Annotated in this window: 16 protein-coding genes; 5 read left to right on the forward strand and 11 right to left on the reverse strand. The window is 37.4% G+C overall.

From position 1 onward, the window contains the following. Window positions 1-40 precede the first annotated feature (40 nt). The 3 genes from glsB (at window position 41) to ABN256_RS15375 (ending at window position 2837) form a co-directional block, all read left to right on the forward strand. Window positions 41-967 (forward strand): glutaminase B, encoded by a 927-nt coding sequence (glsB, locus tag ABN256_RS15365; RefSeq protein WP_072071111.1) that lies wholly within the window; start codon window positions 41-43, stop codon window positions 965-967. A 22-nt stretch (window positions 968-989) separates the two neighbouring features. Then, on the forward strand, window positions 990-1733 hold the full coding sequence (locus ABN256_RS15370; RefSeq protein ID WP_196553649.1) for a DUF2884 family protein: 744 nt from the start codon (window positions 990-992) through the stop codon (window positions 1731-1733). Between the two features lie 153 nt (window positions 1734-1886). Then, a complete protein-coding gene (locus ABN256_RS15375) occupies window positions 1887-2837 on the forward strand; it encodes a siderophore ABC transporter substrate-binding protein (RefSeq protein ID WP_349439687.1) in 951 nt (316 codons plus the stop codon). A gap of 95 nt (window positions 2838-2932) precedes the next feature. Here the strand turns inward: ABN256_RS15375 and hemW are convergent, their stop codons facing one another. The 5 genes from hemW to ABN256_RS15400 are packed head-to-tail and all read right to left on the reverse strand — an operon-like array spanning window position 2933 to window position 6768. Continuing rightward, window positions 2933-4063 (reverse strand): radical SAM family heme chaperone HemW, encoded by a 1131-nt coding sequence (hemW, locus tag ABN256_RS15380; RefSeq protein WP_072071108.1) that lies wholly within the window; start codon window positions 4061-4063, stop codon window positions 2933-2935. Beyond that, window positions 4056-4649 (reverse strand): XTP/dITP diphosphatase, encoded by a 594-nt coding sequence (locus ABN256_RS15385; RefSeq protein WP_196553652.1) that lies wholly within the window; start codon window positions 4647-4649, stop codon window positions 4056-4058. The genes hemW and ABN256_RS15385 overlap by 8 nt, the downstream gene beginning before the upstream one ends. 11 nt (window positions 4650-4660) lie before the next feature. Next, entirely contained in the window at window positions 4661-5218 is a 558-nt protein-coding gene (locus ABN256_RS15390; protein WP_072071106.1) for a YggT family protein, read from the reverse strand. 18 nt (window positions 5219-5236) lie between these two features. Continuing rightward, the gene (gene proC / locus ABN256_RS15395) at window positions 5237-6055 is read right to left on the reverse strand and encodes a pyrroline-5-carboxylate reductase (RefSeq protein WP_349439689.1); all 819 of its coding nucleotides are present in this window, start codon (window positions 6053-6055) and stop codon (window positions 5237-5239) included. 14 nt (window positions 6056-6069) lie between these two features. Next, window positions 6070-6768 (reverse strand): YggS family pyridoxal phosphate-dependent enzyme, encoded by a 699-nt coding sequence (locus tag ABN256_RS15400; protein ID WP_349439690.1) that lies wholly within the window; start codon window positions 6766-6768, stop codon window positions 6070-6072. A 21-nt stretch (window positions 6769-6789) separates the two neighbouring features. Here ABN256_RS15400 and ABN256_RS15405 point away from each other — a divergent pair, with 21 nt between their 5' ends. Continuing rightward, a complete protein-coding gene (locus tag ABN256_RS15405; protein ID WP_340895407.1) occupies window positions 6790-7794 on the forward strand; it encodes a type IV pilus twitching motility protein PilT in 1005 nt (334 codons plus the stop codon). Between the two features lie 52 nt (window positions 7795-7846). Here the strand turns inward: ABN256_RS15405 and ruvX are convergent, their stop codons facing one another. From ruvX to rsmE, 4 genes are all read right to left on the reverse strand, one after another. After that, a complete protein-coding gene (ruvX, locus tag ABN256_RS15410) occupies window positions 7847-8266 on the reverse strand; it encodes a Holliday junction resolvase RuvX (protein WP_072071102.1) in 420 nt (139 codons plus the stop codon). After that, complete coding sequence (locus ABN256_RS15415; RefSeq protein ID WP_072071101.1) at window positions 8266-8829, reverse strand: YqgE/AlgH family protein; 564 nt, start codon at window positions 8827-8829, stop codon at window positions 8266-8268. The genes ruvX and ABN256_RS15415 overlap by 1 nt, the downstream gene beginning before the upstream one ends. Before the next feature lie 137 nt (window positions 8830-8966). Further along, entirely contained in the window at window positions 8967-9923 is a 957-nt protein-coding gene (gene gshB / locus ABN256_RS15420; RefSeq protein WP_196553657.1) for a glutathione synthase, read from the reverse strand. A gap of 10 nt (window positions 9924-9933) precedes the next feature. Then, the gene (gene rsmE / locus ABN256_RS15425) at window positions 9934-10665 is read right to left on the reverse strand and encodes a 16S rRNA (uracil(1498)-N(3))-methyltransferase (RefSeq protein WP_349439691.1); all 732 of its coding nucleotides are present in this window, start codon (window positions 10663-10665) and stop codon (window positions 9934-9936) included. Between the two features lie 455 nt (window positions 10666-11120). Between rsmE and ABN256_RS15430 the strand changes: the two genes are divergently transcribed. Beyond that, entirely contained in the window at window positions 11121-11546 is a 426-nt protein-coding gene (locus ABN256_RS15430) for a prepilin peptidase (protein WP_349439692.1), read from the forward strand. A gap of 107 nt (window positions 11547-11653) precedes the next feature. On the opposite strand, the gene ABN256_RS15435 is transcribed toward ABN256_RS15430, so the two are convergent. Both ABN256_RS15435 and ABN256_RS15440 read right to left on the reverse strand, forming a co-directional pair. Then, the gene (locus ABN256_RS15435; RefSeq protein ID WP_349439693.1) at window positions 11654-12322 is read right to left on the reverse strand and encodes a DsbA family protein; all 669 of its coding nucleotides are present in this window, start codon (window positions 12320-12322) and stop codon (window positions 11654-11656) included. Beyond that, a complete protein-coding gene (locus tag ABN256_RS15440) occupies window positions 12310-13182 on the reverse strand; it encodes an MBL fold metallo-hydrolase (RefSeq protein WP_349439695.1) in 873 nt (290 codons plus the stop codon). Before ABN256_RS15440 ends, ABN256_RS15435 begins: the two co-directional genes overlap by 13 nt. Window positions 13183-13186: the final 4 nt, after the last annotated feature.

The raw sequence follows: 13186 nt of genomic DNA on the forward strand, positions 1-13186 counted from the left end.
GCATCCAAAAGGATGCCCTTGTCTGTCTGGGGAAGGGACTGTGACTACAACGTTATCTAACGCATTACTGTCAGATATTTTGCAACAAATTCGCCCATTAATCGGGCAAGGAAAAGTCGCGGATTATATCCCCGCGTTAGCCCAAGTATTGCCGGAACAGCTTGCTATGGCTGTTTATACGGTGGATGGCGAACTCTATCAATCGGGCATGGCAGACAAGCGTTTTTCTATTCAATCCATATCTAAAGTGCTTAGTTTGACACTCGCTTTAACTCGTTATGAAGAAGATGAAATTTGGCAACGTGTAGGAAAAGAGCCTTCAGGTCTGCCTTTTAATTCCTTAATACAGTTAGAGATGGAAAAAGGGATACCTCGGAATCCTTTTATTAATGCGGGTGCTATTGTTATCACTGATATGTTGCAGTCTCGATTAAGTGCACCAAAGCAAAGAATGTTAGAAGTTATTCGCTTTTTAACTGATGCTCCTGATATTTGTTATAACTCAGTAGTGGCTAAATCAGAGATGGAGCATCTTAGTCGAAATGCATCAATTGCTTATCTGATGAAATCTTTTGATAATTTTGAAAATGATGTTATCACGGTGCTGGAAACTTATTTTCACTATTGTTCAATAGAAATGAGTTGTACTGAATTAGTTCGATGTTTTAGCTATTTAGCTAATCAGGGTGTAAGTGTTGGGAATAAAAATCAGATTATTACGCCAAGACAGACCCGACAAATAAATGCGTTAATGTTAACTTGTGGTATGTATGATGGTGCCGGTGAATTTGCATTTCGTATTGGGATACCGGGAAAATCAGGTGTTGGAGGTGGCATTGTTGCTGTCGTTCCAGATGCTTTTACCGTTGCAGTTTGGTCACCAGAGCTGGATAAATCAGGTAACTCATTAGCAGGTTGTGCAGCACTTGAATTATTAGCAAACAAAGTAGGGCGCTCGATTTTTTAGCCATGTTTTCAGGAGAGTTGTTATGAATTTAAGAAATATTGCTGTAGCACTGTTTTTTGTTGCAGGCTCTGCCAATGCATCCCCCAGTTTTGATTGTGCTGTAATGCCAAAAGATGATTTGCGCATAACCTCTGAATTTGTTGAAGTTGCAGGTTCACATGGTTTAATGGTCATTTATCCTGATGGCACATTACTCCAAAATGAAAAAAGCGCCACATTGACGCCACAACAACAAGAGTTAGCAAAAAAGTATCAAGCCACAGTGAGACGAGACGTACCTTGGTTAAGAACTGAAACCGGGGTAAAACTGCAAGATTCTCGCAAAGTGCTCGATAAAGTGGTGATTGAAGCTTTTGGTAAAGAAAGCAACATCCTCAATAGATTAAGTCGGTTAGAGAAAGATCTTAATCAACAAATGGATAGAGTGGTTAGCATAGAACCTAATAACATCACCTTTCATGCTCAAGCTATTAAAGAAGTTGAAGCCAAAGGCCGTGAAATCGTAGAGAATAGTCTTGGTGGTATGTTGCAAGACAGCATTAATGAATTGGGGAAAAAACAGTTATTAGCGGCTGCTGGTGGCGACAGTAAAAAAGCCTTAGGTGGATTATTAGGAAGCTTAGATGGTTTCCAAAAAATCATAGATCAGGAGTGGAAGCAGCAAGAAGCTGCATTTACTCAATTTGGTCAGCAAGCTTGTAGTAAAATAACTCAGATGGAAAACCAACATATCGAACTTATTAATTCATTAAATATGAATAAATAATAGCGTTATATTCCTTGTAATTAATAAGCTTTATAAATTGTGAACTCACAATAATTGAAAATAATAATGAAAATCATTCCTATTCAATTGACTTGTGAGATGAGCTGTTTACAATGCCCTGTTTGAGTATTCCACTTAAACAGGGCAAAATTAATGAAGAAGATCCTTCCTTTAGTTATCGCATCTATCCTTTCTGTAACGAGTTTCTCTGCGTTAAGCAAAACGCCAATTGAATATCAACCTAACCAAGTTATTAGTCAACAGAATGACAAGATGGTGATTAAACACTTGTTAGGTGAAACAACGGTCGCTAAGAACCCATCCAAAGTGGTCCTATTTGATTTTGGCCTCTATGATTCTTTAGTTCAGTTAGGCTTAGCCGATAAAGTGGTTGGGTTACCGTTAGGTAATGCCCCTGCTTACATTAAAGGTAGTATTGCAAGTAATGTTGCTAATGTCGGTGGTATGAAAGCGCCTGACTTAGAAAAACTAGCTGAAATTAAACCTGATTTAATCATTATTACTGGTCGCCAAGGTGCATCTTATGAAGCTTTAGCGAAAATTGCACCTACTGTTAATTTAGGTACTAATAGCGCTAATTATCTCAATTCAGTTGAGTCGAATATAAAATTATTAGGTGAGTTATTTGATAAACAGCAAGCGACTCAAGAACAAATTACTAAATTAAATAACGTTATTGAGCAAGCTCAGAAAAAAGCTACTGAATCTGATAAAAAAATATTAGTGTTGATGCATAATGCTGGTAATTTAATGCCTAATAATCAAAGTGTTGTTTATGATGTTGTTAAGGCAAAAAGAGCCGAGTTACCACCTGTAGCAGAGGAAGATAAAGGTAAACGTCGTGTAGTTACATCAGAAATGATCGCAAAAGCTAATCCAGATGTTATTCTAATTGTGGATCGTAGCGAAGCTATTGGTGCGGGTAAATTAGAAAAAACCGTATTTGAAGATGATGCTATCAAAACAACTTCAGCCTATAAAAATGGTGGTATTGTTTATCTGCAAGCTGATCTTTGGTATCTCTCTGGCGGTGGTTTAGATAGCTTAACTAAACAGATTGAAGCAGTAGAAAGTGCACTTTAATTGATTAATCTTTAAAGTTTGTTATTAAAGAAAAATGCCCAACTGAGAATAACAGTATGGGCATTTTTTAAGCTAGCTATTTCAAATCATTAATATTAAAGAAATAGTTCAAGCAATGAGTTGAGGAACAGCTTGCCATGAGGTGTAATTTGCCAATGAGTATCTGTTTCATTGATATAACCTAAAGCCAATGCTTCATCTATCTGATGGCGAATAACCTCTTCAGAAAGCCCCGTATAATTGCTGAAGTCTTGTCTTGGAAATGCTTCTAATAGGCGAAAACGGTTCATAAAAAATTCAAATGGACGGTCATCATTATCAACAAAATGTTGTTGATCGAGATAACGGCCTTCCATAAAACCTTTAGGGTGCTTGGTTTTTACTGTTCGCATTATGCGACCATCTTCAAAACTTATTTTTCCATGAGCACCACAGCCAATACCTAAATAATCTCCAAAACGCCAATAGTTTAAGTTGTGCTCACATTGAAAACCCGGCTTGCAATATGCTGATGTTTCATATTGTTGATAGCCTGCAGCTGTCAATAATTTATCGCCTTCTGAGAAAATATCCCACAACATATCGTCGTCAGGTAATTTAGGCGGGCGGGAACCAAATTGTGTGTTGGGTTCAATGGTTAATTGATACCAAGACAAATGTGGTGGGGATAATTCTATTGCTTGCTGTAAATCCGAAAGCGCTTGAGATAATGATTGGTCTGGTAATCCATGCATTAAATCTAAATTAAAACTACGTAAGCCTAATTCTTTGGCTAAACGAGCTGCATTTTTAGCTTCATCTGCATCATGAATGCGCCCTAAGCGAATAAGTTTGTCATTGCCAAAACTTTGCACACCAATAGAAATACGATTTACACCAGCACGTTGGAATCCGGCAAAGCGTTCAGCTTCTACGGTTCCCGGATTTGCTTCCATGGTAATTTCTGCATTAGGGCTAACAGCTAAGCGTTCTTTAACGCCATAAAGCAAATCAGCCATTGATTCAGCACTTAATAAACTAGGTGTTCCACCACCAATAAATATCGTTTGAACTTCACGAGAACCAACGTGAATAAGATCAGCATCTAAGTCATTGAGTAAATGTTGCACATATTCCTGATGTGGTACTTCACCTTTTAGTGTGTGTGAATTGAAATCACAATAAGGGCATTTTTGTACGCACCAAGGAATATGAATATATAAACTTAATGGGGGCAACTTAAGCATTCTTAAGCGCATCCAACATTAATTTAAGTGCTTTACCACGATGTGAGTGCTGATTTTTTTGCTCTTTAGTTAATTGCGCTGCAGTGCAATTTAACTCTGGAACAAAGAAAATAGGATCATAACCAAATCCACCTTCACCATGCATTTCTGTGCTTAATACACCATGCCAAATACCGTGGAAAATCAGAGGTGTTGGATCGTTTTCATGGCGCATATAAACCAATACACAATTAAATTGCGCTTGGCGTTTTTCAGTAGGTACATCTTTCATTGCATTAAGCAATTTATCCAGATTTTGCTGATCGCTTGCATCTACACCTGCATAGCGTGCTGAGTAAATTCCTGGTGCACCACCTAAAGCATCAACCGAAATTCCTGAGTCATCGGCAATTGCAGGTAAACCGGTCACTTTTGCTGCATAACGCGCTTTAATTAGCGCATTTTCAACAAAAGTTAAGCCAGTTTCTTCAACTGAATCAACACCAAGCTCTGTTTGAGCAACAATATCTAAACCAAAATCAGAAAGCAAAGAGGCTAGCTCTTTGACTTTTCCCTGATTTCCTGTTGCGAGTACTACTTTTTGCATGAGTGTTATCCTTAGTAAAGAGTTGCGCTAAGTAACCATTGTAAAACGTCTACACGCAGATAATTCAGAGCGTAAAGCACGAGAATAACAATCATTGCAGAGAAATCTAAACCACCCATTGCCGGAATTACACGACGAATAGGTGCCATTAAAGGTTCTGTTAATTGATATAAAAGATGATCAATTGGATTACGACCTTGGCTTACCCAGCTAAGGATCGCGCGGATAATGATCAACCAAAAAATCATCTTACCTGCTGCTGTGAGTAGTTCAATAAAAGCAAATGGGAACATTAAAGATAAAGGAAATGATGTTCCAGATAGATAAGATGGAATAATAATACCTAGTAGAATTAATACATATGCCAGTAAAACGGAGGCTGTATCAATAGGGCCAATAGAAGGAATTACACTTCTTAATGGGCGAACAATTGGCTGTGTGATCTTGACGATAAATTGTGAAAAAGGATTATAAAAATCAGCTCTAACACATTGCATCCAAACACGTAATAAAAGTACGGATGTATAGAGTTGAAGAAGAGTCAGAATGACGAAATTTAAAAAATTCATTAGTTGGCCCTGATGAAATTAAAATTGTTTTTCCATTTCTTGCGCACGTTTAATCGCAGCTTGCATGGCAGAAGCGACGTTTTCAGGTAATTTACCTTCATAAAACTGCATAAGCGCAGCGGCTGTCGTTCCACCTTTTGATGTTACTTGCTCGCGTAAAGTTGAGAAAGGTAGCATATGTTGCTTTTCAGCTAAGGCAGTAGAGCCACTTGCCGCTTGTTGCACGATGGCTTTTGCTACATCAGGTGAAAAACCTAAACGTTCAGCTTCTTGTTGCATTGATTCCATAAACAAGAAGAAATAAGCGGGTGCACTACCAGCAACGGCGATAATATCATTGATGGCAGATTCTTGCTCTACCCAAACAGTTGTTCCGACACTTTTCATTAATTCATCGGCGAATTGTTTATCTTGAGATGAAAGTGAATGGCACGCGAACATACCACTTAAGCCTTTACCTACGAGTGCAGGCGTGTTTGGCATAATACGAACGAGTTGTAATTGAGCTGCAAAATAGTCGTTATAACGTGTAGCAGGAATGCCAGCAGCGATAGTGAGGACTAACTTTTTACTCATATCAATATTTTGTAAGGGCTTACAAACTTCTTCCATCATTTGAGGTTTTACAGCCAGTATAATGACATCCGCTTTTTTCACTGCGCTAATATTGTCATTAGTACTATGGATACCAAACTCTTTCTCTAAAGGCTCTCTGCGAATGGCAGAAGGAGAGCTGACGGTTATTTTATGTGCTGGATATCCACCTTGAATCAATCCAGCAATAATGGCTTGAGCCATATTTCCAGCGCCAATAAAAGCGATGTTACGATGTTCCATATAAACCTCTATTTTTACTTAGTCGCGTAATCTCTTGCGCCAAAAATTGCTGTACCAATACGAACAAGTGTTGAACCACAAGCAATAGCAGCATCCATGTCACTCGTCATTCCCATAGATAATGTATCTATGTTGGGATATTGAGATTGTAATTGCTTAAAGGCAAGATGCATTTTTTCTAATACTTCAACTTGTTTGTCATAATTACTTTCAGGTGCGGGAATAGCCATTAATCCACGTAATTTAATGCTTGAAAGAATAGAAATTTGTGCTGCTAGCCCATCAAGTTCAGTGAGATTAATACCTGATTTGCTGTTTTCATCACTAATATTGATTTGAATAAGTACATTTAATGGTGGCAATGAAGTAGGACGTTGATCACTTAATCTTTGAGCGATTTTTAATCTATCAATGGTATGGCACCAATCAAAATTTTCAGCAACAAGGCGTGTTTTATTTGACTGTAGAGGACCGATAAAGTGCCAAACTAAAGTGTGGTTATCAGCAAAATAATTGATTTTATCAACGCCTTCTTGGACATAGTTTTCACCAAATTCAGTTTGCCCACACGCGATTGCTTTTTCGATGTCGCTCGCAGGTTTTGTTTTGCTCACTGCAAGTAGTGTTATTTCTTCTGAAGAACGGCCGCATTTCTGCGCTGCTGTGTCAATGTGAGACCTGACATTGACGAGATTCTGTTTAATAGTATTCATGGCAACTCAGGAGATAATAAGATGAAAATGGAAAATTTAATTGCGTATAGTGTAAAGCATAACGCCTCTGATCTGCATCTTTGTTGTGGCGATGTACCACGATTACGGATCAATGGAATACTTTATCAACAAAATCAATGTAAACCTATCACTTCCGATAGTCTACTTGCGTGGTTCAGGCCTTTTTTGACGGATGCCCAAAAGCAAATTTTTGAGAATGAAGGTCAGATTGATACAGCACTTACATTGCCCTGTGGGCAACGGCTTCGTATTAATTTGTTTCGACAACAAAAAGGTGTTTCAGCAGTATTAAGAATAATTGAAACACAAATCCCTTCTTTAGATAAACTTCGAGTACCTAAGTCGGTTTCAACATTATTAGATAACTATTCTTATGGGCTTATTTTAGTTACTGGGGCTACAGGCAGTGGTAAGTCATCGACATTAGCCGCGATGATTGATCATTTAAATCAATATCAACGTCAGCATATTTTGACATTAGAAGATCCAATTGAATTTATACATAACAATAAACAAAGTGTTGTTCAGCAACGAGAGGTTGGACGCGATGTGAAAAATAGTGCAAGTGCAATAAAGAGTGCTTTACGTCAAGATCCAGACGTTATTATGCTAGGTGAGTTAAGAGATGCACAAAGCATTAAGTTAGCTTTAACCGCAGCTGAAACAGGGCATTTAGTTCTAGCTACTTTGCATACTCAAGGCGCAACACAAACACTTGAACGTGTTACTAACGTATTTGCAGGTAATGAGCGTCAATGGATTTCATCACAATTAGCATGCAGTTTGAGGGCGATAATTTCACAAGAGTTGGTACCTTCAACTGAAGGTGGGCGAGTGGCATTATTTGAAATAATGCAAGTTACGCAGGGCATTTCGCATCTTATTAGAGAAGGGAAATATCACCAAGTAACAACATTAATGCAAACGGGTAGTGAATATGGCATGCAAACCTTCATGTTAAGTCGTCAGCAACGTCAACATGAAGGATTAATTCAACGAGATTGATTGCTTAAGAGTGAGATTAACAAGACCTGTCGTTTTGCATGACGTGCACTTGTTAGCATTGCTGTTCAAACCAGCTTTCAAGAATAATAACGGCAGATGTTGCATCCACACTGCCTTTATCTAATGAACGATAGCCACCACGCTCAAAAAGGTGAGAACGAGCTTCAACGGTACTAAGGCGTTCATCATGCAAGGCAATTTGTACACCAAATCGACCATGTAGGCGATTGGCAAATTTTTTTGCTTGGGTTGTGACTAATTGCTCCGTGCCATCCATATTAAGAGGTAAACCCACAATGACTAAATCAGGTTGCCATTCTTTTATGATTTTTTCGATCTGAGACCAATCAGGAATACCGTCTTTGGCTTTAAATGAAGCTAAAGGTCTAGCAGTTCCTGTGATCTCTTGGCCAATAGCAGCACCAATACTTTTAGTGCCAAAATCAAAGCCCATTACTGTTCTGTTTGACATTATGCGTGACCCGCTATAGGCGAAATAGTATGGATATTAATCCCAATTAATTCAGCAGCTTTATGCCAACGTTCAGCAATAGGGGTATCAAAAATAATCTGAGGCGCAGCTTCAACTGTAAGCCAACTATTTTCTAAAATCTCTTTCTCTAACTGACCTTGTTCCCAGCTGGAATATCCCAAAGAAACTAATGTTTTTTCTGGTTGTCTTGCTGTGCCTAAGGTTTCTAATACATCTTTGGATGTTGTGATCATGGTGCTGTCACTGATTTTTATGCTAGAGCTAAAACCTGACACCGGAGTATGTAAGATAAAACCATGCTCTTCTGCAACTGGACCTCCTGACATCACAGGTTTTTGTAAGCTAATCGCTTCGTCTCTGTCCGTTGAAAAAATCTCTAGTTGATCTAATACGCCTTCCACTGAGATGTCTTCGATAGGTTTATTAATAATTAAGCCCATCGCACCGTTTTCATTATGTTCGCAAACATAGACGACCGAACGCTCAAATAGCGGATCGCTTAATGAAGGCATAGCAATAAGAAAATGGTTAAGTAAATTCATAATAGTAATACTGTTCCCTGATCATTTTTAGTAAAAAACCTAGCCCTTTATACATTGTATTTCTTAATGTATACCATCTATTTATATGTAGGGGCTAGGTTCAGACTTTTAAACCCTTTAGCGGGGGGGATTAAAAGTTAGTTTTTCTTATTTAGGCGTACTTCTATTGCATCCATTAGCATACCTGTTACAGATACATCAGGATAAGCAGCTTCAATTTCACGCGCACAAGTTGGGCTTGTGACGTTAATTTCAGTCAAGCGATCGCCAATAACATCTAAGCCAACAAAAATAAGGCCTTTTTGCTTAAGTATAGGTGCGACTTGACGTGCAATTGCCCAATCACTCTCTGTTAATGGGCGAGCTTCACCACGACCACCAGCCGCTAAATTGCCACGAGTTTCCCCTTTTGCAGGAATACGTGCTAAGCAATAAGGAACAGGTTCGCCGTCTACAACAAGAATGCGTTTATCACCATCAACAATTTCAGGTAAGAAATTTTGCGCCATACAGAAACGATGGCCATGGTCTGTGAGTGTTTCGATAATGACACCTACGTTAGGATCGTCTTTTTTCAAACGGAAAATAGATGCGCCACCCATACCGTCTAATGGTTTGAAGATCACATCACCGTGTTTTTCATGAAAAGCCCGTAAATGTTTAGCTTCACGGGTAACTAAAGTATCTGGTGTTAATGTTGGGAACCACGCTGTGAAGAGTTTTTCGTTACAATCACGCAAGCTTTGTGGCTTATTAACAATGAGTGTTCCCATATCTTCTGCACGCTCTAAAATATAGGTTGCGTAGATGAACTCGGTATCAAAAGGCGGATCTTTACGCATTAAAATAGTATCAAGTTCACCTAAAGCAATATCTTGCTCTTGGCCAAATTCAAACCATTTTTTTGGGTTTTCTTCTACACTGAGTAAACGAGTATGAGCGCGAGCTTCACCTTGATGTAGGTAAAGATCGTTCATTTCCATATAATGAATTTCCCAACCACGGCGCTGTGCTTCTAATAGCATGGCAAAGCTGGTGTCTTTTTTGATTTTGATGGATGAAATTGGATCCATCACAATACCTAATTTAATCATTACTTCTCCTTTATCCCAGATCGCCGAACCGAACCTGCAAAGCGGTGATTGCGGTGAGCGCTGTTGTTTCAGTTCTTAATACACGAGGACCTAATAAAATATCAGTAAAATGGTGCTCTGCTGTCATGGCTATTTCTTCGGGGGAAAGCCCACCTTCAGGGCCAATCAATAAGCGCACTTTTTTAACAGGTAAGGGTAAGGTATTAATACTTTGGTTTGCTCTAGGGTGTAAATTGAGTTTTAAACTATCATCATTTTGAGCACACCATTCTTCTAATGATATCACTGGCATCAATTGTGGAAGTGTATTTCTACCACACTGTTCACAGGCTGAGATAATAATTTTTTGCCATTGTTGATGTTTTTTCTCTAAACGGCTTGGATCTAGTTTAACACCACAGCGCTCTGAGATCAGTGGCGTAATTGTATTTACACCTAACTCTACTGATTTTTGAATAGTAAACTCCATTTTTTCACCTCTAGACAATACTTGCCCTAAATGGAGGTCGAGAGGGGATTCTTTATCATCAACAATGCCTTCATTTACTTGCACTGTGACTGACTTTTTTGTGCTTTCAATGATTTCGGCATCAAACACCTGGTTTGAACCATCAAACAATGCCAATTTTTGCCCTGTAGACATTCTTAATACACGCCCAACATGATTAGATGCTTCGTCATCTAATGTTGTTTGCATGCCTGTTGTGAGTGATTCTGGATGATAAATGCGAGGAATACGCATAACGTGAAACCCTTACGTAAAAGATGGTTAACCGTGATAAATAAAATATGTGATATGCATCATACGCATGACATTATGGCATGCAAGTTATCACTTTGCTTTTATCGTTATTATAGCGTGATTTTTCTTGCGAGTTTTGTCGCAAAATTTCATGTTTTTAGGGTAATTATAAAAGAATTCTCGGTATTCAATTTATTCTCTTATACAGTTAACTCACAGGAGCTGTAAAAAATAAGGAATTGATATTTATGAATTTTATTTATTTTCTCTTTAAACGTGATTTCTTGCTCTCTTTTCTTAGTTATTTTTTTATGACAATTAAAATTTGTACATTTTATTCTTTATTATCTTTATTGCCTAAATCTCGGCGTTATCAGCTTATTTTTAGTTATTTTGTTATTTTTCTTTATTGGATAACTTCAATTAATTCATTGTCTTTATTGATAATATTTTCAATGTTAACTTTTTATTTATTAATGCTTTCTATTTTTGATGCGGACTATTTTTTGTTGCCTAATGACTTAACATTTTGGTTGTTATTTTTAGGATTATCAATAAATTATACTACATATGGTTTAGTCCTTTTTCATCATGCTTTTTATGGTTTTTTAATGGGAACGGGGCTGTTTTATGGCATTTATTTATGGGGATATTTTATTTATCAAGAATGTGTATTGGGTTTTGGTGATGTGAAATTGTTTGGTGCAATTGGTGCATGGTGTGGATTTGAAAAATTACCTTATATTCTTTTAGGTGCTTCTTTGTTGGGGCTTTGTGTGTATTGCATCGTATTAATAACCACAAAAGAATATTTAAACAAAGTCGCATTTGGTTCTTGTTTATCTTTTTCGACACTAATGGTGCTTAGTTTCTATTTTTAGTTTATTGATAATTTTATATTTATAACATTTAAAATGGGTAATGTTTTGAATAATAAAGAAGGTAGTGTGCAGAAATACGTAAATAAATCAGCACACTATAAAATTGATTATAGATTTTCTGTTATAAATTGCTGCCAACGTTTTGTATTACCTAAATATTTTTCAACTGATATCAGGTGATAACCTTGAGCATCTTCAATAAATAGTGTCGGAAAACCACGGCCATTAACTTGGCTCATTAATTGCTGTGTTTGACTTAAATGTTGTTGAGTTTGTGCTTCATTAATTTCAGACAGTAAAGATGCAAACTGTTCAACATCAAAGTCTAGCTTTTTCACAATAAATAATAGTGTGTTTTTATCACTGATATTTAAACCGTCAAGGTAATAGGCTTCTTGTAATGCTTTTAATAAATAAACGTCACGCTTTCCCATTATTTGGGCAACAAGAATAGCTGAAATAGGTAACAGAGAGTTTAATACCATTTCTGTGTTACCAAGAGTGTCACGATATGCATGACTAAATACTTGACCTGATAACTGACTAATACGTTCATCAATGGGGGTGACGTGCTCTTTCCATGATTGACCACCGGTTACGGCTCTTGTTGGTGTAAATAAACCACCACCATGTAACTTAATAGCATCTGGAAATATATTACTCACTACTTCAATAAGGGGAGCAATGCCATAACACCAACCACAAAGAGGATCGTAAACATAGTGCAATATTTTAGTACTATGAGTGTTACCTGTACTGCTTGTTACTGAGGCCATTGCATCTCTCCTTTAAGTACTTTTGCACTGAGCTCTAAGCTTGATTTATCTGCTAAATTCTGATGAGTTTTTTCCATCACTGCAATAAATTCATCTGAATTTTTTGTCTTTTCAAGATTTTTCTCAGCCTCAATTAGATAATTCATTGTAAAGTCAACTGCTTGTAGACTATATGTTACTTTAGGTAAATAGTGGCCTGGAATAACAGTTTTTGGTGAGAGTGATTTTATTTGTTGCAATGCTTTAACCCAATGTTGGCGCTCTGTGATAGTTTGAGTATCTGCTAACCAGACATGAATATTTTCATAAACTAAAACACCCCCCATCACTGCGTTCAGTTTTGGAACATAAAGATATGTTCTATCTGGAGATTGGCTATCTAATCCTTTGATAGAAATAGTCTCTCCTTCAATAGAAAAACTATCGCCTGTTACCTCTTCAGGAATGATGATTTTTTTAGGGGCGTTTTCTTTAAGTACTGTGCTCCAGTAGGCCAGTTTTCCTGCTTGGGTTTCGTTGATTGCATTGATTGTGGGCGCAGTTGCAATCACTTTAGCATTTGGAAACGCATCAGTAATAACATCTAATCCAAAATAAAAATCAGGATCTGAATGGCTGATATAAATATAAGTCAGGTTTTTTCCAGAAGCTTTGATCTTATCAACTAAGGCTTGTGCATCATTTTTCTGAAATTGAGCATCAATTAAAACAGCATCTTTATCACCATAAATAATTTCAGAAGAAACAGGAAAAACACTCGCCTCTCCTGGATTATAGATATCTAATGTTAATTCAGTAGCTAATGCTGAAGTTGCGAAGAAGGCGGTTGTTGCAAGTGTTAAAGGAAGTAATTTTTTCATCTTT

Origin of the sequence: Proteus sp. fly-1008 (assembly GCF_040140305.1) — a bacterium.
GTDB classification, from domain to species: Bacteria; Pseudomonadota; Gammaproteobacteria; order Enterobacterales; family Enterobacteriaceae; genus Proteus; species Proteus vulgaris_B.

Coding starts and splice junctions, on each gene's coding strand:
- ABN256_RS15370 (WP_196553649.1), top strand. CDS start 990: ATGAATTTAAGAAATATTGCTGTAGCACTGTTTTTTGTTGCAGGCTCT.
- ABN256_RS15375 (WP_349439687.1), top strand. CDS start 1,887: ATGAAGAAGATCCTTCCTTTAGTTATCGCATCTATCCTTTCTGTAACG.
- hemW (WP_072071108.1), bottom strand. CDS start 4,063: ATGCTTAAGTTGCCCCCATTAAGTTTATATATTCATATTCCTTGGTGC.
- ABN256_RS15385 (WP_196553652.1), bottom strand. CDS start 4,649: ATGCAAAAAGTAGTACTCGCAACAGGAAATCAGGGAAAAGTCAAAGAG.
- ABN256_RS15390 (WP_072071106.1), bottom strand. CDS start 5,218: ATGAATTTTTTAAATTTCGTCATTCTGACTCTTCTTCAACTCTATACA.
- proC (WP_349439689.1), bottom strand. CDS start 6,055: ATGGAACATCGTAACATCGCTTTTATTGGCGCTGGAAATATGGCTCAA.
- ABN256_RS15400 (WP_349439690.1), bottom strand. CDS start 6,768: ATGAATACTATTAAACAGAATCTCGTCAATGTCAGGTCTCACATTGAC.
- ABN256_RS15405 (WP_340895407.1), top strand. CDS start 6,790: ATGAAAATGGAAAATTTAATTGCGTATAGTGTAAAGCATAACGCCTCT.
- ruvX (WP_072071102.1), bottom strand. CDS start 8,266: ATGTCAAACAGAACAGTAATGGGCTTTGATTTTGGCACTAAAAGTATT.
- ABN256_RS15415 (WP_072071101.1), bottom strand. CDS start 8,829: ATGAATTTACTTAACCATTTTCTTATTGCTATGCCTTCATTAAGCGAT.
- gshB (WP_196553657.1), bottom strand. CDS start 9,923: ATGATTAAATTAGGTATTGTGATGGATCCAATTTCATCCATCAAAATC.
- rsmE (WP_349439691.1), bottom strand. CDS start 10,665: ATGCGTATTCCTCGCATTTATCATCCAGAATCACTCACAACAGGCATG.
- ABN256_RS15430 (WP_349439692.1), top strand. CDS start 11,121: ATGTTAACTTTTTATTTATTAATGCTTTCTATTTTTGATGCGGACTAT.
- ABN256_RS15435 (WP_349439693.1), bottom strand. CDS start 12,322: ATGGCCTCAGTAACAAGCAGTACAGGTAACACTCATAGTACTAAAATA.
- ABN256_RS15440 (WP_349439695.1), bottom strand. CDS start 13,182: ATGAAAAAATTACTTCCTTTAACACTTGCAACAACCGCCTTCTTCGCA.